This is a genomic window from Nocardia sputi, assembly GCF_023501985.1.
Genome location: NZ_JAMFLC010000009.1, coordinates 51,245 through 73,171, shown reverse-complemented (window position 1 = coordinate 73,171; position 21,927 = coordinate 51,245). Strand labels below are relative to the sequence as shown.

At 69.7% G+C, this 21,927-nt stretch carries 20 protein-coding genes; 13 read left to right on the top strand and 7 right to left on the bottom strand.

Annotation, left to right across the window (positions count from 1 at the left end; translation table 11 throughout):
• Window positions 1–46: 46 nt before the first annotated feature.
• Together M8859_RS14455 and M8859_RS14450 are read right to left on the bottom strand one after the other, a co-directional pair.
• Window positions 47–2,725 (bottom strand): valine--tRNA ligase, encoded by a 2,679-nt coding sequence (locus M8859_RS14455; protein WP_195070023.1) that lies wholly within the window; start codon window positions 2,723–2,725, stop codon window positions 47–49.
• A gap of 337 nt (window positions 2,726–3,062) precedes the next feature.
• Complete coding sequence (locus M8859_RS14450) at window positions 3,063–3,989, bottom strand: NAD(P)/FAD-dependent oxidoreductase (protein WP_159928058.1); 927 nt, start codon at window positions 3,987–3,989, stop codon at window positions 3,063–3,065.
• Between the two features lie 91 nt (window positions 3,990–4,080).
• Between M8859_RS14450 and M8859_RS14445 the strand changes: the two genes are divergently transcribed.
• Both M8859_RS14445 and M8859_RS14440 read left to right on the top strand, forming a co-directional pair.
• The gene (locus M8859_RS14445; RefSeq protein WP_195070022.1) at window positions 4,081–4,674 is read left to right on the top strand and encodes a helix-turn-helix domain-containing protein; all 594 of its coding nucleotides are present in this window, start codon (window positions 4,081–4,083) and stop codon (window positions 4,672–4,674) included.
• A 156-nt stretch (window positions 4,675–4,830) separates the two neighbouring features.
• Window positions 4,831–5,499, top strand: a complete 669-nt coding sequence (locus tag M8859_RS14440) for an AAA family ATPase (protein WP_236565621.1) — start codon at window positions 4,831–4,833, stop codon at window positions 5,497–5,499.
• A gap of 21 nt (window positions 5,500–5,520) precedes the next feature.
• Here the strand turns inward: M8859_RS14440 and M8859_RS14435 are convergent, their stop codons facing one another.
• Window positions 5,521–6,471 (bottom strand): YegS/Rv2252/BmrU family lipid kinase, encoded by a 951-nt coding sequence (locus M8859_RS14435; RefSeq protein ID WP_283779685.1) that lies wholly within the window; start codon window positions 6,469–6,471, stop codon window positions 5,521–5,523.
• Window positions 6,468–8,045 carry an FAD-binding oxidoreductase gene (locus M8859_RS14430; RefSeq protein WP_195070199.1) on the bottom strand — a complete coding sequence of 526 codons (1,578 nt, stop codon included), beginning with the start codon at window positions 8,043–8,045 and terminating at the stop codon, window positions 6,468–6,470. Before M8859_RS14430 ends, M8859_RS14435 begins: the two co-directional genes overlap by 4 nt.
• Before the next feature lie 175 nt (window positions 8,046–8,220).
• Here M8859_RS14430 and M8859_RS14425 point away from each other — a divergent pair, with 175 nt between their 5' ends.
• Window positions 8,221–8,859: a TetR/AcrR family transcriptional regulator gene (locus M8859_RS14425; protein ID WP_195070021.1), complete on the top strand. Its 639-nt coding sequence runs from the start codon at window positions 8,221–8,223 to the stop codon at window positions 8,857–8,859.
• 43 nt (window positions 8,860–8,902) lie between these two features.
• Window positions 8,903–10,444 carry a glycerol-3-phosphate dehydrogenase/oxidase gene (locus M8859_RS14420; RefSeq protein ID WP_195070020.1) on the top strand — a complete coding sequence of 514 codons (1,542 nt, stop codon included), beginning with the start codon at window positions 8,903–8,905 and terminating at the stop codon, window positions 10,442–10,444.
• Here the strand turns inward: M8859_RS14420 and M8859_RS14415 are convergent.
• Window positions 10,437–10,985, bottom strand: a complete 549-nt coding sequence (locus M8859_RS14415) for a GNAT family N-acetyltransferase (RefSeq protein ID WP_249644342.1) — start codon at window positions 10,983–10,985, stop codon at window positions 10,437–10,439. The genes M8859_RS14420 and M8859_RS14415 overlap by 8 nt on opposite strands.
• Window positions 10,986–11,028: 43 nt before the next feature.
• Window positions 11,029–11,700 (bottom strand): TetR/AcrR family transcriptional regulator, encoded by a 672-nt coding sequence (locus M8859_RS14410; protein WP_159928048.1) that lies wholly within the window; start codon window positions 11,698–11,700, stop codon window positions 11,029–11,031.
• A 446-nt stretch (window positions 11,701–12,146) separates the two neighbouring features.
• Between M8859_RS14410 and M8859_RS37250 the strand changes: the two genes are divergently transcribed.
• From M8859_RS37250 to M8859_RS14390, 4 genes are all read left to right on the top strand, one after another.
• Window positions 12,147–13,307, top strand: coding sequence for an FHA domain-containing protein (locus tag M8859_RS37250; RefSeq protein WP_159928046.1), 1,161 nt, complete (start codon window positions 12,147–12,149; stop codon window positions 13,305–13,307).
• A gap of 62 nt (window positions 13,308–13,369) precedes the next feature.
• Complete coding sequence (locus M8859_RS14400) at window positions 13,370–15,721, top strand: FdhF/YdeP family oxidoreductase (protein WP_195141253.1); 2,352 nt, start codon at window positions 13,370–13,372, stop codon at window positions 15,719–15,721.
• Window positions 15,722–15,939: 218 nt separating this feature from the next.
• On the top strand, window positions 15,940–16,779 hold the full coding sequence (fdhD, locus tag M8859_RS14395) for a formate dehydrogenase accessory sulfurtransferase FdhD (RefSeq protein WP_249644341.1): 840 nt from the start codon (window positions 15,940–15,942) through the stop codon (window positions 16,777–16,779).
• An 80-nt stretch (window positions 16,780–16,859) separates the two neighbouring features.
• Window positions 16,860–17,399 carry a hypothetical protein gene (locus tag M8859_RS14390; protein WP_159928040.1) on the top strand — a complete coding sequence of 180 codons (540 nt, stop codon included), beginning with the start codon at window positions 16,860–16,862 and terminating at the stop codon, window positions 17,397–17,399.
• A gap of 90 nt (window positions 17,400–17,489) precedes the next feature.
• Here the strand turns inward: M8859_RS14390 and mihF are convergent, their stop codons facing one another.
• The gene (gene mihF / locus M8859_RS14385) at window positions 17,490–17,804 is read right to left on the bottom strand and encodes an integration host factor, actinobacterial type (RefSeq protein ID WP_040865486.1); all 315 of its coding nucleotides are present in this window, start codon (window positions 17,802–17,804) and stop codon (window positions 17,490–17,492) included.
• A 195-nt stretch (window positions 17,805–17,999) separates the two neighbouring features.
• Here mihF and M8859_RS14380 point away from each other — a divergent pair, with 195 nt between their 5' ends.
• The 5 genes from M8859_RS14380 to M8859_RS14360 all read left to right on the top strand — a co-directional run bounded on the left by M8859_RS14380 (window position 18,000) and on the right by M8859_RS14360 (window position 21,822).
• Window positions 18,000–18,629, top strand: coding sequence for a dihydrofolate reductase family protein (locus M8859_RS14380; protein WP_159928038.1), 630 nt, complete (start codon window positions 18,000–18,002; stop codon window positions 18,627–18,629).
• A gap of 200 nt (window positions 18,630–18,829) precedes the next feature.
• A complete protein-coding gene (locus tag M8859_RS14375) occupies window positions 18,830–19,624 on the top strand; it encodes an AraC family transcriptional regulator (RefSeq protein ID WP_249644340.1) in 795 nt (264 codons plus the stop codon).
• 41 nt (window positions 19,625–19,665) lie between these two features.
• The gene (locus M8859_RS14370) at window positions 19,666–20,043 is read left to right on the top strand and encodes a nuclear transport factor 2 family protein (RefSeq protein ID WP_195070016.1); all 378 of its coding nucleotides are present in this window, start codon (window positions 19,666–19,668) and stop codon (window positions 20,041–20,043) included.
• Window positions 20,044–20,149: 106 nt separating this feature from the next.
• Window positions 20,150–20,719: a carboxymuconolactone decarboxylase family protein gene (locus tag M8859_RS14365; protein WP_159928034.1), complete on the top strand. Its 570-nt coding sequence runs from the start codon at window positions 20,150–20,152 to the stop codon at window positions 20,717–20,719.
• A gap of 224 nt (window positions 20,720–20,943) precedes the next feature.
• The gene (locus tag M8859_RS14360; RefSeq protein ID WP_236565619.1) at window positions 20,944–21,822 is read left to right on the top strand and encodes a hypothetical protein; all 879 of its coding nucleotides are present in this window, start codon (window positions 20,944–20,946) and stop codon (window positions 21,820–21,822) included.
• Window positions 21,823–21,927 lie beyond the last annotated feature (105 nt).

Below are 21,927 nucleotides of genomic sequence, written 5' to 3'. Positions count from 1 at the left end.
CCGCCACGGCGCTCGTCGTCGCCGTATTGCGGTTCCGGCTCGTGGTTCACTTGCCGCTCAACTCCGCCAGTCGCGTGCCGATGCGCGCCACCTCGTCGGAGGCGACCTGCTGCCTGCCGCGGATCTTGTCGACCACGTGCTCGGGTGCCTTGGCCAGGAACGCCTCGTTGCCGAGCTTGGCGGTGGTGTTCTGGAGCTCCTTCTCCGCGGCGGCCAGATCCTTCTCCAGCCTGCGGCGTTCGGCGTCCAAGTCGACCGCGCCGGAGGTGTCCAGCTCCACGGTGACCGTCCCGGTGCTCAGGCGGACCTCCACCGACGCGGTCGCGGCGAAATCGGCGCCGGGCTCGGTGAGCCGCGCCAGATTCGCGACCGAGGCGGCCTGCTCGCCGAGCCCCGCCTCGTCCACACCGATGAGCTTGGCCGCCACCTTCTGCTTGTCCGCCAAGCCCTGGTCGCTGCGGAACCGACGGATCTCCGTGATCAACCGCTGGGTGTCCGAGATGCGTTGCGCCGCCCCCTGGTCCGCGGGCACACCGGAGGGCTGCGGCCACGGCGCGATCACCACCGATTCGCCGCCGGTCAGCGCCTGCCACAACGCCTCGGTGACGAACGGGATGACCGGATGCAGCAGGCGCAGCACCGCGTCGAGCACGGAACCGAGCACCAGCTCGGTCGCCTCGGCGCGCGTACCGTCGGCGGCGAACTGCACCTTGGTCAGCTCCAGGTACCAATCGCACAGCTCGTCCCAGGCGAAGTGATAGAGCGACTCGCACGCCTTGCCGAACTCGTAGGCGTCGAACGCGGCGTCGGCCTCGGCGCGCACCGCGTCCAGCCGGTCCAGGATCCAGCGGTCGGCGTCGGTGAGCTGGGCGCGGTCGGGCAGATCGCCGACTCGCACACCGTTCATCAGCGCGAACTTGACCGCGTTGAACAGCTTCGTCACGAAGCTGCGCGAGGCGAGCACGTGCGGCTCGCCGACCGAGAGGTCACCGCCGGGCTGCGCGCCGCGCGCGAGGGTGAACCGCGTGGCGTCGGCTCCGAAGCCGTTGATCCAGTCCAGCGGGTCGATGCCGTTGCCGCGCGACTTGGACATCTTCTTGCCGTACTGGTCGCGGATCAGGCCGTGCAGGAAGACGTCCTTGAACGGCACCTGCCGCTCGCCGCCCTTGCCGACGGTCAGCGCGGCGTCCTCGGCGACGTAGGTGCCGAACATCATCATCCGCGCCACCCAGAAGAACAGGATGTCGTAGCCGGTGACGAGAACGCTTGTCGGATAGAACTTCTCCAGCTCGGCGGTGGCGTGCGGCCAGCCCATCGTGGAGAACGGCCACAGGCCGGAGGAGAACCAGGTGTCGAGCACGTCCGGGTCCTGGACCCAGCCCTCGGGCGCCTGTTCGTCGGGCCCGACGCACACCACTTCGCCCTCGGGGCCGTACCAGATCGGGATGCGGTGGCCCCACCACAGCTGACGCGAGATGCACCAGTCGTGCATGTCGTCGACCCAGCCGAACCAGCGCGGCTCCTGGCTCTTCGGGTGGATCACGGTATCACCGGACCGCACGGCGTCACCGGCGGCCTTGGCCAGTGACTCGACCTTCACCCACCACTGCATGGACAGGCGCGGCTCGATCGGCTCGCCGGTGCGCTCGGAGTGCCCCACGCTGTGCAGGTACGGCCGCTTCTCGGCGACCACCCGGCCCTCCCTGACGAGCCGCTCGCGCACCTTGACGCGCGCCTCGAAGCGGTCCATGCCGTCGAACTCGGTTCCGGTGCCGGTGATCCGGCCGCGCTCGTCCATGATGGTCGGCATCGGCAGGCCGTGCCGCAGACCCATCTCGAAGTCGTTGGGATCATGCGCCGGTGTGATCTTCACCGCGCCGGAGCCGAATTCGGGATCGACGTAGTCGTCGGCGATGATCGGGATCTGCCGTCCGGTGATCGGATGCTCCAGGGTGGTGCCGATCAACGCCCGGTAGCGCGGATCCTCCGGATGCACGGCCACCGCGGTGTCGCCGAGCATGGTCTCCACCCGGGTGGTGGCCACGACGACGTGCGGCTCGTCGTCGTTCAGGGCGCCGTAGCGCAGCGAGACCAGCTCGCCTTCGACGTCCTCGTATTTGACCTCGATGTCGGAGATCGCGGTACGCAGCTCCGGCGACCAGTTCACCAGCCGCTCCGCGCGGTAGATCAGTCCCGCGTCGTAGAGCCGCTTGAACATGGTCTGCACGGCGCGCGAGAGGCCCTCGTCCATGGTGAAGCGGTCCCGGCTCCAGTCCACGCCGTCGCCGAGCGCGCGCATCTGCCACTGGATGGCGCCGCCGGACTCGCGCTTCCAGTCCCAAACCTTCTGCACGAACAGTTCGCGGCCGAAGTCTTCCTTCGTCTTGCCGTCCACCGCGAGCTGCTTTTCCACCACGGTCTGGGTGGCGATGCCCGCGTGGTCCATGCCGGGCAGCCAGAGCACCTCGTAGCCCTGCATGCGCTTGCGGCGCGACAGCGTGTCCATCAAGGTGTGGTCGAGCGCGTGGCCCATGTGCAGGGTGCCGGTGACGTTCGGCGGCGGCAGCACGATCGAGTACGGCGGCTTCCCGCTGGCGGGATCGGCGGTGAAATAGCCGGCGGCTACCCAGCGCTCGTACATCTCGGCCTCCACCTCGCCGGGGGTCCAGCTTTTGGGGAGGGCATCGGCACGATTACGCGTGTTGTCAGGGGCTGCGCTGGTCACCCCGCGATTCTAGAGCGCGTCCATCCGCCGACTTCGGGTCGGTCGACCCCCGGTCACCTTGCCCGCGGATCCGCCGGTCGACGCCGCGCCGGAAATGAAGAGGCGGCAGGGCGGCGGCCACGGCGCTCGGCACAAACCGTGCGATAGCGAATTCCGCGCTGGAGACGACCCGCACCGGAGACAATCCGTGCTGCGGACAAAGAGAGGCGGAGTCTTCGGTGGATGAGGGACACCGAACACTCCGCCCACGTCAGAAGCTTACCGGCGATCCGAGGCGCGGCGCGAAATCCATAAGTAATTCTCAGCTTCCGGCATTTTCACACCTCGGGAATTCCCCTTATCGGGCGGGTACGGTGGCGTCGGCCAGCACCAGGTCACCGTTGATCGCCATCGCGGCGGTCGAGCCCGCACCCGCCGCGGAGATCACCTGGGCAGCCGGATCGGCGACATTGCCCGCGGCCCAGACTCCCGCCGCGCTGGTACGCCCGGTCGCGTCGGTGACCACCCAGCCGTTGTCGTCGAACGCGCAGCCCAACGCGACCAGCACGTCGTCGTTGGCGCGGAAGGTCGGCGCGACGAACATCGCCGTTCTCGGCACCGCCCGTCCATCGGCCAGTTCCACGCCGCGCAGCCGGTCGTCCACGATCAACCGGGCCACCGGGCCTTCGAGCACCCGCACCCGGCGCGCGTCCAGGTGGGCGCGGTCACCGTCGGACAGGGGCATCGTGTTCGGGAAGAAGATGACGTCCCGCGACCACTGCGGCAGCAGCAGGGCCAAGTGCACCGCGCGGGCCAGGGCTCCTGGTTCCAGCCCGCCGAGCACACCGATCGGCTGGTCACGGACCTCGTAGCCGTGGCAGTACGGGCAGTGCAGCACATCGCGACCCCATCGCTCCCGCACTCCCGGCAGGTCCGGCAGTTCGTCGCGCAGCCCGGTGGCGACGAGCACGCGGCGCGCCCGCAGAGTCGCGCCGCCGCCCAAGCGCAGCATGTACGCCGAGCCCCCGGTCCCCTCCGCGTCGACGACGACGTCATCGATCAGTTCCGCACCGTAGCTCGCGACCTCGGCGGCTCCGCCGGCCAGCAGGTCCGCCGGTGGCATCCCGTCCCGGGACAGGAACCCGTGCATGTGCTCGGCGGGCGCGTTGCGCGGCGCACCGCCTCTGATCACCGCCACCCGTCGCCGCGCCCGGGCCAGGACCAACGCCCCGGACAGTCCCGCCGCGCCGCCACCTACGACCACCACGTCGTATATCTCGCTCATTCGCGATCACCTCCACCGACACAGTGCCGTCGACCTCGCCCATGCAGCAACTAATGTTGCCGAATCCGGGAAAATGCGGTGCACTGGTGACATGTCCACACCACCGGCTGTCACCGCGGCCCTGGCCGACATCGGCCCGCGGCTCAAAGCGCTGCGCACCCGCCGCAACGTCACACTTACCGCGCTGGCGGAAAGCACCGGGATCTCCAAGAGCACGCTCTCACGCCTGGAGTCCGGACAGCGAAAAGCCAGCCTGGAGCTACTGCTGCCGATCGCGATGGCCCACCAGGTGCCGCTGGACGAACTGGTGGCCGCGCCCCGGATCGCCGATCCCCGGGTCCACTCGACGGCGCGGAAGATGAACGGGCTCACCATTGTTCCACTCACCCGGCAACCGGGCCCGTTGCAGGCGTTCAAGATCGTCATTCCGCCTGATCGCGGCGAGCCCGACCCCAAGGTGCACGAGGGTTTCGAGTGGCTCTACGTGCTGTCCGGCCGGCTCCGACTGGTGCTCGGCGAGCACGATCTGGTGCTCGGCCCCGGCGAGGCGGCCGAATTCGACACCCGCCAGCCGCATTGGTTCGGCAGCGCGGGCCGAGGCCCGGTGGAAATCCTCAGCCTTTTCGGGTCCCAGGGCGAACGTATGCATCTTCGCGCCAGGTCGGCGGGCCGGAAACGCGAATAATCCGAAATGTTCGAAATGTCCCATATTGCCAAAACGCGAAAACTCGGGACTCTGGAGAGCGTGAACACTCCGAGCGTCCCTCCTGCGGTGAATCTTCCCGAAAAACCAGGGTTTTCCCGGTTGCCGAACACGTGGCGTTTGCGGACGCTGGGAGAGGTGAACCCTCCGCTGGACGCCGTGCCGGCCTACGCCCCGGAACCCCGGCTTCCGATCCTGCTCCCGGATACGCTGCACGACCTACGCGGTGGCGCGATCGAGGAGATCCGGTACCCGGCCGCGGCGGCGCTGATCGTCGCGGGCGTCCCCGGTGCGGGCAAGAGCACCGCGCTGCGGAAGTTCTTCGGCGCCGATTCGGCCGCCACCGCGCCGTCGCGCAGCTCCACCGGAGTGCTGGTGCTCGACTCGATGCAGGCCCGCAATCGCTGGCGGCCCAGGTTGTGGTGGCTGCCCTACCTGCTGTGGCGGCCGCTGGTGCACGCGGCGCATTTCCTGGCGATCCGCACCGCCTTGCGTTCTGCCACCGGTCCGGTCGTCATCCACGATTGCGCCACGTTCCACTGGGCCCGCGCCCTCATCGCGCGCTGGGCGGCGGATCGTGAACTGCACCTGCTCATGCTCGACGTGCCCGCGGCGGTCGCGCGCGCGGGCCAGCACAGCCGTGGCAGGCGGATCAACCACATGAGCTTCCGGCTGCACGTGCGGCGCTGGCGGCAACTGATGCGAGCGGTGGCGACCGAGCAGCGGTCGCCGACCGGCGCGTCGAGGTCGGTCGTCATCGTCGACCGGGCGGCCGTGGACCGGTTGCGGTGCGTGAGTTTCGACTGATTCGCGCTGCCGCCGGGGTGGTCAGGGCACCAGGACGGTCAACGCGCCGGGGACCGCCCGAATGGTGATCGGCAAGGTGCCCGCCGGTTCACCGTCGGCGGTGGCGGGCGCGCCCGCGGCGGTGAGCGTGACGGCCGCGGCGCGGAACTGCTTGACCTCCGGGTGGTCGCGGCGTTTACCCGCCGACAGCGCGGGCAGCAGGCGCAACATCTCCACGCGCGACAACGCGCCGACCACGGTCAGGTCGAGCAGTCCGTCGTCCATGATCGCGTCCGGGCAGATCAGCATGCCGCCGCCATAGGTGCGGGTGTTACCGACCGCGACCATGACCGCCTCGGTCTCCAACAGGGCGCCCTTCCCCGGGTTGGTCAACCCGTCGATCACCGCACCCTCCAACTCGACCCGATAGGGCACGGTGAAGCGCCCGGAGATCTCGGCCAGCGCGGCGACGGTGTAGCGAAGTCTCCCTTTCGGCCAGCGCATCTCGTTGGCGCGCAGGGTGACTCGCGCATCGAATCCGGTGCCGATCACCGTGGCGAACCACATCGGCTGCCCCGGCGCATCGATCCGGCCGAGATCGATCGTCCTGGTCCGGCCGCGCAACACCAGAGCGGCGGCGGCGAGCGGATCGTCGGTCGGCACCCCGAGTTCCCTGGCCAGGTCGTTGCCGGTGCCCGCGGGAATCATGCCGAGCGCGACCCCGGTCTCCGCGACGGCCGGAAGGGTCACATTGATCAGGCCGTCGCCGCCGACGCAGACCACAGCGTCCGGCGGCGCGCCGCCCACGCCCGCGATGGAATCCCGCACCTGCCGGACCGTTTCGGCGACGGAAGGGGCGCACACCTCGGTGACCTCGGCCCCGCCCGCGCGGAAACGGGCGATCGCGGCGCTCGCCGCGTCGCCGCCTCTACCGTGCCCGGACCGCGGGTTGGTCACCACGGTGATTCTGCGCACCGGCGAATACTCGGTCATGGCAGCAGCTTTCCGGGGTTCAGGATGCCGGCCGGGTCGAGTTCTGCCTTCACCGCGCGCAGGACGCGCACGCCGAGGTCACCCACCTCGTCCGGCACCCAGGGACGGTGATCGGTTCCCACCGCGTGGTGATGGGTGATGGTGCTGCCCGCCGCGACGATCGCGTCGCCCGCCGCGCGCTTGGCGGCCTGCCACTGGGCCAGCGGGTCGTCCAACTGCTTGGCGACGACCGTGAAATACAGCGACGCGCCGGTCGGGTAGGTATGCGAGATGTGGCACATGACCAGGGGCGGCGTCCCCTGCCCGCCGAGCGAATCGGTCAGCGCCGCGGTCACCTCGGCCTTCAGCGCACTCAGGTTCGACCAGGTGGTGGCCGTTTCCAGCGTTTCGCAGAGCACGCCGACATCCAGGAGCGCGTCACGCAGGTACGGCGCGACGAAACGGCCGTGCTCCCATTCCCGCGCCGGTGTCTCGCCCAGGGCCGTGCCGCCCGCCGCGGCCAGCAGCGCACTCGCTTCGGCACTGCGGGCGGCGACGTGCGCCGCGCTGCCCTCGAAGGTGGTGACGGCCAGGCACCCGGTTACCGGGTTGCCGCCGATATCGCCGGAGCGGGCGAGGTTGATCCCGGTCTCCGCCTCGTCGGAGAGCCGGAGCACGGTCGGCGCCGCGCCCGCCTGCACTACCGAACGCAATGCGGCGGCGCCGGTCCGGAAGTCGGGAAACGACCACGCCTGGTAAGCGACGGTTTCCGGAACCGGGTGCACTCGCAGGGTGACCTCGGTGATCACACCGAGCGTCCCCTCCGAGCCGACGAACAACTCGCGTAGATCCGGCCCGGCGGCGGAGGCGGGTGCGCGACCGAGTTCGAGCGTGCCGGTGGGCGTGGCGATCTTCAGCCGCTGCACCATGTCGTCGAAGCGGCCGTAACCCGCCGACGCCTGGCCGGACGAGCGCGTCGCCGCGAAGCCGCCGATCGTGGCGAACTCGAAACTCTGCGGGAAGTGACCGAGCGAGAGCCCGTGCGCACCGAGCAGTTCCTCCGCCCGCGGACCGGTCAGGCCCGCGCCCAGCGTGGCGGTGCCACTGATCGGATCGATCTCGGTGACGCCGTCGAGCCTGCGCAGGTCCAGCGCGATCACGGCGCCGAAGCGACCGCGCACGGGGTCGACCCCGCCGACCACGCTGGTGCCGCCGCCGAAGGGCACCACCGCGACGGCGTGCGCCGCGCAGTAGGCGAGCACGGCGAGGACCTGCTCGTGATCGGCGGGGAAGACGACGGCATCCGGCGCGTCCTGCGGGCCCTCGGCCCGCCTGCGCAGCAGATCGGGTGTGCTCTTTCCCCCGGCGTGCCGCAGCCGATCGCGGTGGTCGGCCGACACGTTCGCGGAGCCGACCACCTCGATCAACCCGGCTCGCAGCGCGGGCGTCAACGCCGATTCGCGCAGTGGCACGTCGCCCTCATCGCGGCGCGCCACCGGGTTGCCCGACACCCCGAACACCTGCGACAGCAGACCACGGATCCGCTCCGAAAGGGGCTGGTGTCCAGCCGGGACACCCCAAGCATCCCAGACCATACTCGGCGACCCGCCCGAGCCGGCCTTTGCCGCGAGAGCCGGATCACCGCCGGTGTGCTGCTGCGTTCTCACCATACGTTACAGTTTGACATAGACTGTCAAGCAGTAACGAAAATTCGGCTCGTTCTTCCAGGTCGGCGACCCGTCGACCGCTCGACCCACCGGTGGTGAACCGTTGACCGCTCCCGACACCTCCGCCGAGAACCCGCTCTCGGCGACCGACCTGGCGATCCTCGACGCGGCCCGTGCCTGCGTTCAGGAATTCGGCGTGCGCCGCACCACGCTCACCGAGGTGGCACGGCGTGCGGGCGTCAGCAGGCCGACCGTCTACCGGCGCTGGCCGGATACCGGCGCGCTGGTGGCCGAGCTGCTGGTCCGCGAGCTGCGCGGCATCGTGGCGGCGGCCATGCCGTCCGCGGGCAGCGCGCGCACCAGGCTGGTCGAGGGCATGGTCACGGGCGCGGCGACCGTTCGGGCGAATCCTCTGTTCGGCAAGATTTTTCGCACCGACACCGATCTGATGCTCACCTACGTCTTCGGCAGGCTCGGGCGCAACCAGCGCGCTCTGATCGAGCTGTTCGCGGCCGGTATACGGGAAGGCCAGCAGGACGGCTCCATACGCGGCGGCGACCCGGAGCGGATGGCCACGATGCTGCTGCTGATCGCGCAGTCCGCGGTGCAGTCGGCGGGCACCGTCGCGCCGCTGCTGGCGGGCGAGCACCTCGACACCGAACTCCGTCACGCCATCGACGGGTACCTCGACGACCACACCCGCGAAGCGGCCGCGGACTCCGATCGAAGGAACCCGCGATGACCACGGGCTCGTACGCCTCCCGCCCGACTCGAAAGGCATAGCGATGACCGAGAACTCGATGCCCGCGGGCGACTCCGCGTTGAACGCCGCGCGCCGCGCCGCGGATCTGTCCCGGCTCGGCGACGGCGCCGAGATCGATGTCCTGGTGATCGGCGGCGGCGTCACCGGCGCGGGCGCAGCGCTGGACGCCGCCGCCCGTGGACTGCGCACCGTGCTGGTGGAACGCCACGATCTGGCCTTCGGCACCAGCCGCTGGAGTTCCAAGCTGGTGCACGGCGGCCTGCGCTATCTGGCCGGCGGACGGATCGGCATCGCGCATGAGAGCGCGGTGGAACGCGGCATCCTGATGCGCACCACCGCGCCGCATCTGGTGCGCCCGCTGCCCCAGCTGGTGCCGCTGCTGCCCGGAATAGGCACAACCCAAGCGGCGCTCGTGCGCGCCGGTTTCCTGGCCGGTGACCTGCTGCGGCGCGGCGCGGGCACACCGGCGGCGATCCTGCCCCGGTCCCGGCACGTCGCCGCCGCGGAAGCCGTGCGCCTCGCACCGACCGTGCGGCGCGCGGACCTGCGCGGCGGCCTGCAGGCATGGGACGGACAGCTGGTCGACGACGCGCGCCTGGTCGTCGCGCTGGCGCGCACCGCGGCGGCCCACGGTGCTCGGGTGCTGACCCGCGTCGAAGCACTCGAGGCGAGCGGGAATTCGGCGATCCTGCGCGACACGCGCACCGGCGAGACACTCACGGTGCGGCCGCGCACCGTGGTGAACGCCACCGGCGTCTGGGCCGACCAGCTGGATCCGAGTATCCAGCTGCGCCCGAGCCGCGGCACCCACCTGGTGTTCTCCGCGGCGTCCTTCGGCGGCCTCACCGCCGCACTGACCGTGCCGGTGCCCGGCAGCATCGGTCGCTTCGTCTTCGCCTTCCCCGCCGCACACGGCCGGGTGTACCTGGGATTGACCGACGAAGACGCGCCGGGCCCGGTTCCCGACGAGCCGAAGCCCACCGACGGCGAGATCGACTTCCTGCTCGACACCCTCAACCCGGCTCTGCGTGAGCCGTTGACCCGCGACGATGTCCGTGGCTCCTACGCCGGACTGCGCCCGCTGCTGCAGACCGCCGACGACAGCACGGCCGACATCTCCCGCAAGCACGCGGTGCTGCGTTCACCGAACGGGATCATCACGATCGTGGGAGGCAAGCTCACCACCTACCGGCGGATGGCCGAGGACGTGATCGACGCCGCGGTCGCGCAGGGCGGTCTCGGGGCGGGACCGTGCCGGACCCGGCGGCTCCCCTTGGTGGGTGCGGTCTCCGGCGCGGCGCGCGACCGCATCGACGCCCCGCCCGTGCTGGTCGAGCGTTACGGCAGCGAAGCGGCGACGGTGCTGGCCGCGGCGCGCCGCGATCCGGCGCTCGCCGAACCGGTGGCGCCCGGAATCGACGTGTCGCGGGCGGAATTCGTGTTCGCGGTGTCCCACGAGTGCGCGCTCGACGCCGATGATCTACTGGACCGGCGCACGCGCATCGGCCTGGTCGCCGAAGACCGGGCCGCCGCGTCTGCGGCCGCCGAACTGGCCCTCACCTAGCGGCGCACCGCCTTTCGCGGCTGGAGTCCATCGACCATTCGGACAGCTCGGCGCGCATGCACGCGCGCGGCCAGCGGTCGAGGCCGTGCGCGTGTTCGGCCGCACGCAGCGCGGTCAGTCCCGGCGTCTGCTCCTCCGCCGACAGGTACCGGAAGCCGAGCCGCTCGTAGTACGGACCGTTCCAGGCGACCTCGGTGAAGGTGGTCAATGTCATCGCGGGCAACCCCGCGGCAGCGGCCCAGCGCGCGCCTCGGTCGAGCAAGCGCTTGCCGATCCGGCGTCCGGCGTAGTCGGGGTGCACGGAGACCTGCTCGATATGGGCGTTCCCGTCGACGATCCCCACGATCAGGTAGCCGATCGGCACGTCGTCGTCAATCCATACCCAGGCGCGCCCGGACTGCTGGAACTCTCGCAGAGTGGCCACCGAAGGAGGTTCGTCGTCGGCCACCGCCGTCATCCCGATCTCCGCGAACGGCTTGCCCGCCGCGCGTTCGATATCTTGGAGCGCGGGTAGGTCGTGTGTCGTCGCGGGGCGGATCACCCGCCCATTGTGAATCGGCGTGGGTGGCGTGAGCCAGTGAATATCACTTCGCCCGCGTGGCGAGAATGCCGTTCAGCAGCACCTGAACAGCCCAGGCCGCGCGCGCGTCGCCGTCGCCTGCCAGCAGAGCGTCCCGCATGGCCACGACGGTCGGATAGCGGTCGGCGGGCAACTCGGCGAAGCGCCGCTCGATCGCGGCGAGGTACTCCTGCTCGGTCCCGCCACCGGTATCGTGCACGCTCTGTTCGGCCGCCGATGCGGTGATGTGCAGGAAGAGCAGGTCCACCGCCCACGACGCGGTCCGGGCGTCCAGCCCCGCCTCGGTGAGCGATCCGAGCATCAGTTCCACCAGCCGCAGCGCGTTCGGGCTGCTCGGGATCACCCCCAGCGCGACGAGCGCCAGTCCTTCGTGCCTGCTCATCGCCGTGACCATGCCATCGACGAGCGCGGTCAGACGCTCGCGCCAATCCGCCCCGGCGGGCGCGGGGACAGCGCCGAGGACATGATCGAGCATGGCGGCCATCAGATCGTCGCGATTGGCGACGTACACGTAAAGCGAAGCGGCGCCGGTATCCAACTCCTGCGCCACGCGGCGCATGGTCAGCGCCGCCGCTCCATCCCGGTCCAACACGCGCAGGCCGGTCTCGACGATCACCTCACGACTCAGCGGAACTTTGGCGGGGCGGGACCGGCGGCTGACGGCTGCTGCGCTCATGCGCCGAGCATAACCAGGTACGAACGCTGTTCGGACGAACGGCGCAGGTCCGCGCCCGCGGACTTCGTCCGCACACTCGGCGATGAGCTCAGGAGGGGCATCGGACCCGGCATGCGGCGGGAGGACGGGCGCAACGGCCTGTCGCGGTCGCGCATCCGCCACACGGGTCACGTCGACACTTCATGTGATCCACAGCACAGACATAAATTTCACACATGGCCACCGTCTGCTGCGGAAAAGGCCACAACGCGCAGCTCACAGCCATTGCGAAGACAGGCGGGCACGCTCGCGAGAACCCGCGCCGCAGCGCGAGATTCGGCGGCCGAGGGGCACAACGGAGCGTTCGGCGCATTTCACTCGCGATGTCTCGACACCCCGGTTCGGTTCCCGCCGACGCTCTATGCTGGCTTCGGTATGCCGGTAGTGCGCCGGGAAGGAGGGCGCGGGTGCGCAGAAAACCGTCCACCGTGGGTGTCGCACCGGGCGACGGACTGGTCGCCCGCTTCGGGGCGGTCGTCGCCTACCTCGGTGCCGAAACCGCCTCCACCGACCGCGTACTCGGCACCATCGAAGCCGTCGCCGAAGGGGACCACCCCGGCGCCGCGCTCGCTCAGCGCTTGGCCGCGGTGATCTTCGGCAGCACGGTCCAACCGCCGCCGTTCGGCGTGGTCGCGCCGACCGACGACGGCATGCTGATCCTGTTGCGCGGACCGGTGACCGCGGAGATCCAAGGCGCGGAGGGCACCCGCCGCCTCGACGGCGGACGTGCGTTCACCTGGGTGGACGAAATCGTGCGCGAACCGGTGCGCCGCATCACGATCGGGGCGGGCACCGGTGCGCCGCCGACCGCGCTGCCACGCACGGACCTGCGCGCGGGCGTGGTGCCCGGTGGCGGCTTCGTCTTGCACGCGGCGGTGCGGCGCGCCGGGAAAACGGTCGAGCCGCGCACCGCCGAGCCCGCTTCGCGGCCCGAGCCCGAGCCGACGGCCGCGGCGGGTTTCACCGCGATGCCCGAACCGACCGGCGCGTCCGAAGCCGTCGCGCCCGCCCCGCAGCCGACCGAATCGGTGCGTCCCCTTGCCAAACCGCGTCCGCCACGGCCAGTCGCGGATCGTCCGCTCGCTTGGTCCCAAGTGCATCCCGCGCATGAAGCGGTAGCCCTGCGGAAAACGCCCGAGACCAGCGGAACAGGTGTTCCTCGCCCGGCGGCCCCCGCAGGAGACAGCATCGGCGCACTGGTGACCGAAGACGGCGCGGCTTACCCGTTGAATCGCGCCTACGTCATCGGTCGCGGTCCCCAGGTGGACGAATCGGTGCGCGCCGCCACCGCCGCACCGCTCGTCATCCAGCGCGATCGCCACGTCTCCCGCGTTCACGCCTACGTGTCGGTCGACGGCGGCAAGGTGTACGTCCGGGACGCCGCCGCCACGTCCGGCACCTTCATCGCGGCTCCCGGCGCCGACCAGTGGACCCGGATCAACACGTCCCCGACCGAACTCCTTCCGGGCTGGCGCGTCCGCGTCAGCGAGCGCGTCCTCACCTACCGCGGCCAGGATCAGCGCACCGGCGGCGCGGCCGACACCGCGGGCGCTCGCCGCCGTTCCTGAACAGCGGCGTGAGCCTGCCGGTCCGCGCCCGGTCCGGACGACGGGAAGGGGACAATGGCGGCATGCACCGAAACGGACCGAGCCGCGACATCGATGAGTCCGAGCTGAGTGTGACCCCGCCGAAGGAGCAGGCCGCGGGTGTCACCGCCGTGGCGGTGGCGCTGAAACGCTCGGTCGAGGAGATGGGTGTCGTGCGCACCGCCCGCACCCTGGCGCGGGTCAATCAGGTGCACGGCTTCGACTGCCCCGGCTGCGCCTGGCCGGAGCCGACCGGTCATCGCAGGCCCGCGGAGTTCTGCGAGAACGGCGCGAAGGCCGTCGCCGAGGAAGCCACGCTGCGCACGGTCACGCCGGAGTTCTTCGCCGCGCACTCGATCGCCGAGCTGAGCGAGAAGTCCGGCTACTGGCTCGGGCAGCAGGGCAGGCTGACTCACCCGATGGTGCTGCGGCCCGGCGACACCCGTTACTCCCCCATCACCTGGGAGGAGGCCTACCGGTTGATCGCAGATACACTGCGCGGCTTGGACTCGCCCGACGAGGCGGTGTTCTACACCTCCGGCCGCACCAGCAACGAGACCGCGTTTCTCTATCAGCTGCTGGTACGCAGTTACGGCACCAACAATCTGCCGGACTGCTCCAACATGTGCCACGAGTCCTCCGGCACGGCGCTGTCGAGCTCGATCGGGATAGGCAAGGGCTCGATCTCCATCGATGACTTCGAAAAGGCCGACTTGATCGTCGTCGCGGGACAGAACCCGGGCACCAACCATCCGCGGATGCTCAGCGCGCTCGCCGCGGCCAAAGCGAAGGGCGCCCGGATCGTCGCGGTGAACCCGCTGCCGGAGACCGGGCTGCTCGGCTTCCGCGATCCGCAGACGGTGAAAGGGATCACCACCGGTGTGCCGATCGCCGACGACTTCCTGCAGATCCGCCTCGGCGGTGACCTGGCCCTGTTCCAGGCGCTGGGCCGCCTGCTACTGGAAGCCGAGGACCGCGCGCCCGGCACGGTGGTCGACCGCGCGTTCGTCGACGCCCACTGCGCGGGGTATGCCGACTACGAAAAGCACGCGCGTGCCGTCGATCTCGCCACTGTGGAAGAAGCGACCGGCCTGAGCGCGGCCGAACTCGAGCACACCGCCGAGCTGTTCGCACGCTCGCGCAACATCATCCTGTGCTGGGCGATGGGCCTGACCCAGCAGGCCCATGCCGTGGCCACCATCGAGGAGGCCACCAACCTGCTGCTGTTGCGCGGCATGATCGGGAAACCGGGCGCGGGTGTGTGCCCGGTGCGGGGCCACTCCAACGTCCAGGGTGACCGCACCATGGGCATCTGGGAGAAGATGCCCGAGACCTTCCTCGGCGCTCTCGATCGCGAGTTCGGCATCACCAGCCCGCGCGAGCACGGCCTCGACACCGTCGCGGCCATCCGCGCCATGCGTGACGGGCACGCGAAAGTCTTCTTCGGCATGGGCGGCAACTTCGTCTCCGCCACCCCCGACACCGCCGTGACCGAGGCAGCGCTGCGCGGCTGCGCGCTCACCGTGCAGGTCTCCACCAAACTCAACCGCAGCCACGTCGTGCACGGCCGCACCGCGCTCATCCTGCCCACCCTCGGGCGCACCGACGTCGACCTCGCCCCGGACGGCACCAAACATCAAGTCTCGGTGGAGGACTCGATGTCGATGGTGCACCTGTCCACCGGTCGGCTGAAGCCCGTCAGCGAACACCTGCGCAGCGAAGTCGCCATCGTCTGCGAACTCGCCGCGGAACTCTTCGGCGCCGATCACGCGGTGGGGTGGGCGCGTTTCGCCCGCGACTACGACGCCATCCGCGACGCCATCTCCCGCGTCGTACCCGGCTGCACCGACTACAACCGTAAAGTTCGGCAGCGCAACGGCTTCCAGTTACCCCACCCGCCGCGCGACGCCCGCGAATTCCGTACCGCCACCGGCAAGGCCAACTTCGCGGTCAACGAACTGACCTGGCTGCCGGTCCCCGAGGGCAGGCTGATCCTGCAAACGCTGCGCAGCCACGATCAGTACAACACCACCATCTACGGCCTCGACGACCGCTACCGCGGCATCCACCACGGCCGCAAAGTCGTCCTGGTCCACCCCGACGACATCACCGCGTTCGGCTTCACCGACGGCGACCTGGTCGACATCGTCTCCGAGTGGACCGACGGCACCGAACGCCGCGTCGAAGGCTTCCGCCTGGTCTCCTATCCCACCCCACGCGGCAACGCCGCCGCCTACTACCCCGAAACGAATCCTCTGGTACCACTGGACCACGTCGCGAAACGGTCCAACACACCCGTCTCCAAAGCGGTCACCATCCGATTCGAAGCGAGCACCGGCGTGAGCAGTCAGGGCGGGAGTCAGGGCCCCGCTCATGCAGACAAGGACACAGCATGAGCGGTCAGGCCCGGAGGAGGCAGCGCAGCGTAACCACGCAGGGCCCCGCTCATGCAGACAAGGACACAGCATGAGCGGTCAGGCCCGGAGGAGGCAGCGCAGCGTAACCACGCAGGGCCCCGCTCATGCAGACAAGGACACAGCATGAGCGGTCAGGCCCGGAGGAGGCAGCGCAGCGTAACCACGCAGGGCCCCGCTCATGCAGACAAGGAGACAGCATGAGTCGCGTCACCGCCCGCCGCCGGATGCTGCGGATCTCGCCCACCGGGGAGATCCGTCGTCCGGACACCCTCGCCGTCGAGGAACCGCTGGAAATCCGCATCGGCGGGCAATCTCTGACGGTCACCATGCGCACCCCCGGCCACGACGTCGACCTCGTGCACGGATTCCTGTTGAGCGAAGGCATGCTCGGCTCCGCCGAGGACATCGTGGCGGCCCGCTACTGCGCGGGCACCGACGACCAGGGTCGCAACACCTACAACGTCCTCGACGTCACCCTGCGCGCACCCGTCCCGGTGACGAAGCGGAATTTCCTCACCACCGGCGCCTGCGGCCTGTGCGGCAAGAGTGCCCTCGAGGAGGTACGCACCCGCACGCGATTCCCCCTGCCCGCCGGCGGCCTCGTGGTGGATTCCCGTGTGCTGGCCGCCATGCCCGGCATGCTGCGCGACCGCCAATCGGTGTTCGACGCCACCGGCGGCTTGCATGCCGCGGGGTTGTTCACCGCCGAAGGCTCAGCGCTGGCGGTGCGCGAGGACATCGGCAGGCACAACGCGGTGGACAAGGTGATCGGCTGGGCGCTGCGCGAAACCCGGGTCCCCGCTCACGATCTGGTGCTCATCGTCAGTGGGCGCGCCTCGTTCGAACTGGTGCAGAAAGCCGTCATGGCCGGCATCCCGATGCTCGGCGCGGTCTCCGCGCCCAGCTCCCTCGCGGTCGACCTCGCCGCCGAGGCCGGACTCAGCCTGGTCGGCTTCCTCCGCGGCGACACCATGAACGTCTACAGCGCCCCCGAGCGGATCGGCACCGATCCGGGCACGGACTCGTTGTTGGCCTGACTCACTATTGCTCCGGCCGGACACCCGTCTTACCGTGGCTGCACAGAGCCGAAACGGATTCGGTGAGAACGGAGCGGCCGATGCGGATCTCGGTGGAGGGAAACTCCGGGGGCCTGCGGGTGCGGATGCGGTTCGAGCAGTACCGCCGCCTGCTGCTCACCCGGATCGTACTGGCCGTTTTGGCGGTGCAAGGCGCCGTCGTCGGTCTGTGGGCCACGCTGGCGCCGCACTCCTGGTACACCAGCTTCCCGGGATTCGGCGCACGCTGGGTGGCGGCCGACGGCCCGTACAATCACCATCTCGCGGCCGACGTCGGGTCCTTCTTCCTCGCGCTGACCGCGGTGACGATCGCCGCGCTGGTCGTCGACGGCACCACGGCGGCCCGGATCGCGGGCATCGGCTGGCTGACCTTCGGTATCCCTCATTTCCTGTACCACGTCTCCCACAAGCCCGCCGAGCTGGGCGCGGCCAGTTTCACGGCCAGCCTCGTCGCGGCGTTCCTGCTCGTGGTCGGCGGAGTCGTCTGTGTCTTCGTTCCGCCGCGTGGCGAGCTGCCCCTGTCGGAACCGCAGCCGATCACGCTGCGTTTCCCGCGCCGCCGTCCACGCACGTCTCGATGATCGAGGCCCGGTCGGCGAGTCCGGGACGCCCGTGGGCGATCACCACGGGCGTGATCCGGTGCGTCCGCGGATAACGCCGAGTTCCCCGGGTCAGTCCTTCAGCGCTTCGAGCAGCGCCGCGCGCTGACGTGCGCCGAGACCGCCGATGCGGCGGTCCTCGGGGATCTCCGCCTGGTCCATCAGCTTCGCGGCCTTCACCGGGCCGACACCGGGCAGGGCCTTGATCACCGCGGCCACCTTGGTCTTCTTGACCAGCTCGTCGGAGTCGGCCTTCTTCAGCAGGTCCGCGACCGAGACCTTGCCTTCCTTCACCTTGCCGATCAGTTCGGAGCGTGCCTTGCGGACCGCAGCCGCCTTGGCCAATGCCTCGGTGCGCTGCTCTGCGGTCATGGTAGGCAGTGCCATGTCTCCTCCGCTTTCCACTCGTCACTCGAACCTCTGGTTGACCGGACCGAGTAAACAGCACGGCACCGGCAGCGCAAGCTCGACACACCGGGGCACGAGCAGCGGAAATAGCGATGAATTTCCCCGGTCCACGCCGTCGGAATCGGTGAACGGCCGACGCCCGACGGGCGAAAAGGACGAAAGGAACACCACGTCATGGAGCTGTCCCTCACCCAGTTCGTCACCCTGGACGGCGTGTGCCAAGCACCCGGCGGCCCGCAGGAGGACACCAGCGGCGGATTCACCCATGGAGGCTGGTCGGTGCCGTTCGGCGACGCGGATTTCGGCGCGTTCATCGACGCGGTTTTCGATCGCGCGGACGCGTTCTTGCTCGGACGGCGTACCTACGAGATCTTCGCCGGTTACTGGCCGAAGATCACCGATCCGGACAACCCGGTGGCCACCAAGCTCAACGCCCTGCCCAAGCACGTCGCCAGCCGAACCCTGGAGCGCGCCGCATGGCCGGGCACCGAGCTACTGCGTGGCGAACTCGTCGCCGAAGTGACCGCGCTGAAGCAGCGGCCCGGCCGCGAACTCCAGACGCACGGCAGCGGCAACCTGGCCCGCACCCTGTTGGCCCACGGCCTGATCGACACCCTTCACCTGCTCACCTTCCCGGTACTTCTCGGCACCGGTAAGCGCCTGTTCAGCACCGATGTGCAGCCGACCGGGCTCGAGCTCACGGAATCGCGGGTGACCGGCAGCGGCATCGTCATCGGCACCTACCGCAACGCCGGTGCGCCGCGTTACGGCGACTATTCCGAGGAGGCCATCGCTGCGCAGTAACACGGGGTGCCCCGTTCCCGACAAATTCAGCGAACACTCAGCGCGGTTCATGGTTCAACGGCGAACCAGGGGGATCAACGACGATCCCCCACATCCGGCGCGATCGGCCCACACCGAGCGGCGCCGTCACCGCGCCGACCACAACATCACACAGTCGGATCCACGGCCCGTGGCAGCGTGGCCCGTGACAGCATGACGGCATGGGGCCGAGCATTCCGCCGGGGACGCCCTCGCCCGCAGCATTGTGGCTGTGGCCCGGGCAGGCGATCTATCGCGGACCGTCGCTGCACTTGGCGGCGCATTCCACCGCGGTCGACTGCCTTGCCGTCGGGGTGGACGCCACGCTTACGCTGGAGGCCGACGGCATAGCGCGTACCGCACGCAGCGCGCTGATCCCGCCACGCCGGGTACATCGCGTGGTCGCGGGCGGCGATCACATGATGTTCTGCTATCTGGATCCGGGCTCGCGCAGCGCCCGGGCATGTCGCGACCGAATGCTCCTATGGGACAGCGGTTTCGGACTCGGTCACCGAGCGGAGAGCGCGCTGACGACCGCCGCGAGCGACCCGTGTCCCGATCCGCACGAACTGGCCGACCTCGTCGGCGCCGCGCCGGTCCCGGTGTTGGACGGTCGCGTGACGGAGGCGATGGCGGCGCTGCTCGCCAATCCCGCGCGCGAATTCACCGCAGGGCGGTTCGCCGCGGCGGCGCACCTGTCCGAGTCACGCTTCCTGCGCTTGTTCGCGGCGCAGGCAGGAACCTCGTTCCGGCGGTATCGGCTCTGGGCCAGGATGCTCGGCGTCGGCCGCGCGATCGCCGAAGGCGCGAATCTCACGGTCGCGTCGGCCGAGGCAGGATTCGCCAGTCCGTCCCATTTCAGCGACGCCTTCCGCACACTGTTCGGGTTGTCGGCCACCGCGCTGCTGGCCACCGGGGTGCGGATCGTCGTGCTGGACCCGGCGGAGGGGATCGAATCAGGCCCGCGAACTTGCTAGGCTACAAAACTAGAACACGTTTCACTTCAAGAGGAGGCTCGATGGCCAAGCAGATCCGCGATGTGGTCGAGCAGTACGTCAAGCTGGTCGGCTCGGGCCCGACCGAGGACATCGTCGATCTGTACGCGCCCGACGCGGTCGTGGAGGACCCGGTCGGCACCCCGCCCAAGCGCGGACACGACGCCATCCGCGAGTTCTACGAGGTGATCGCCGCCCTGGACCGGGAGACCGAGCTGCGGCCCGAGGATGTCAGGGTCGCGGGCAACCAGGCCGCGTTCGCGTTCACCATCGTCACCAAGGTCGGTGGGCAGCGCTTCGTCCTGTCGCCGATCGACGTGATGGAGTTCGATGAGGAAGGCCGGATCACCGGAATGCGCGCCTACTGGAGCCAGGAGGACATGCGGGTCGACCCCGAGTGACCCGCCCGGCGGCCGTGTGCCGGCTCACACCGTCGCCCCATCACATTCCGGCCCGGTCTCTCGTCCGAGAAGTAGGAACCACATCCGCTGATCGAAGGAGATCGACATGGGCGCCACTCGGATCGCCGCCGTCACCCCGCAGCAGGCGGGGCCGGTGACCAAACTGCTGTACCGGCTGGCCAAGCGCCGCTTCCGCGAAGTGCCGGAGCCCTTCGCCGTCACCGCCAACCATCCGAAGCTGCTTACCGCCAACGCGGTGCACGAGACCATGGTGGACCGGGCCAGCACCGTCCTGCCCGCCGTTATCCGCGAGATCGCCGTCTATCGCACGGCGTGGACGATCGGCTGTTCGTGGTGCGTCGACTTCGGCGCCATGCTCATGCGCCTGGGCGAGCTGGACATCGCCCGGCTCGAACACATCGCCGACTACGCGACCTCGCCGCTGTACTCCGACGACGAGCGCGCCGCCATCGCCTACGCCGACGCGATGACCGCCACGCCAACCGCGGTCACCGACGAGCAGGTCGCCGACCTCGAGCGGCGCTTCGGCCGGGCCGGTGTGGTGGAGCTCGGCTATCACATCGCGCTGGAAAACTCGCGCGCCCGGTTCAATTCCGCGCTCGGGATCACCGCACAGGGTTTCAGCACCGATTCCTGCCGTGTGCCCTGGGCGTGAAAGGGGCTGCGGCGCTGGGAAAAGGTCTCCGCCGACCTGGCACTTCGGCGCCGCATCCACTCCGGACTGTCGCTGCGGCCTGGAATGCACTAAGAATAAGGGGTGTCGACGTCGCCTGGCCGTGCCCCGGTCAGCGAGCTACCGCTGCGAATTTCCCCGCACGGTAGCCGTGCCGGCGTCTTCGATTTCTCGAGTTCCCCTCCGCCCGACCGTTTTGGAGCCGCATGCTCGACGAACAGACCCCGGACGACGACATCGAACGGCTGGCGAGGCGGGTCGAGAAGGCCCGCGGCCGTCTCGCCTACCAGTTCGACCCGGCGCTGACCGGCGCACTGTCGGAAGAGGAACTGCTCGCCGAACGCGAACTGGCCGAACGGATCCGGACCCAGAACCGCGACCAGCGCTGGAAGCATGCCGAAGCGTCCTCCGCGGCATCCGACCGGGCGCGGCACACCTCGGAGGCCATCGAGAAAGCCGAGATCAGGGACCTGTTGCTGGCGCGCAAAGCCATTGCGGCGCAGCGCCGAGCCTCCAGCCCGCACGCCCGGCTGGCGTCGCTGTACCGGCACCGTTCCTGGTCGCTCGGCGCGCTGGCGGGCGTCGTCGCGGCGGGGATGCTGTGGTCGGCGGTCAACGTCCAGCACAACATCGCGCCGGGCGGGCCGACCGACCCGCTGTACTGGTTCAGCTACCTGCTCGAGGCGATGATCAGCGTGTCGCTGATCATCATCATGATCGGCACGAACAAGGTCACCGAGTGGGGCGTGCTGGACAACCGCAGCCAGGTGGCCGCGGCCGAGATCGCCTTGCTGGCCCTCACTGTCGCCTTGAACACCTACCCGTACGTGAGCGAGGGGCGGTGGTTCGACGCCGCCGTGCACGGGGTTGCTCCGGTGATGATCGGCGTCGCGCTGCTCATCCACGACGCCGCGAGCGCGCGCTACGGTCGCGCGATCAGCTACGCCACCGAACAGGTGCGTAACCTGCCCGACCCGATCGGGCACGAGCCCTTGCCGGAACGTGCCCTTGCGGACATGAGCGGCACGGACGCCGACCCCCGGACGGGTCTGCACGCCCCGCTGGTGCACAGCGCGCACGGCTAGTCCTACTGCGCGGCGGCGCAACGGAAGTCAGCACGGAGCCGTACGCCGACCCCCTGCCCGAACCGGCGCGGATGCGGTCAGCGAGCCGAACCCCGCCCCTGGCCT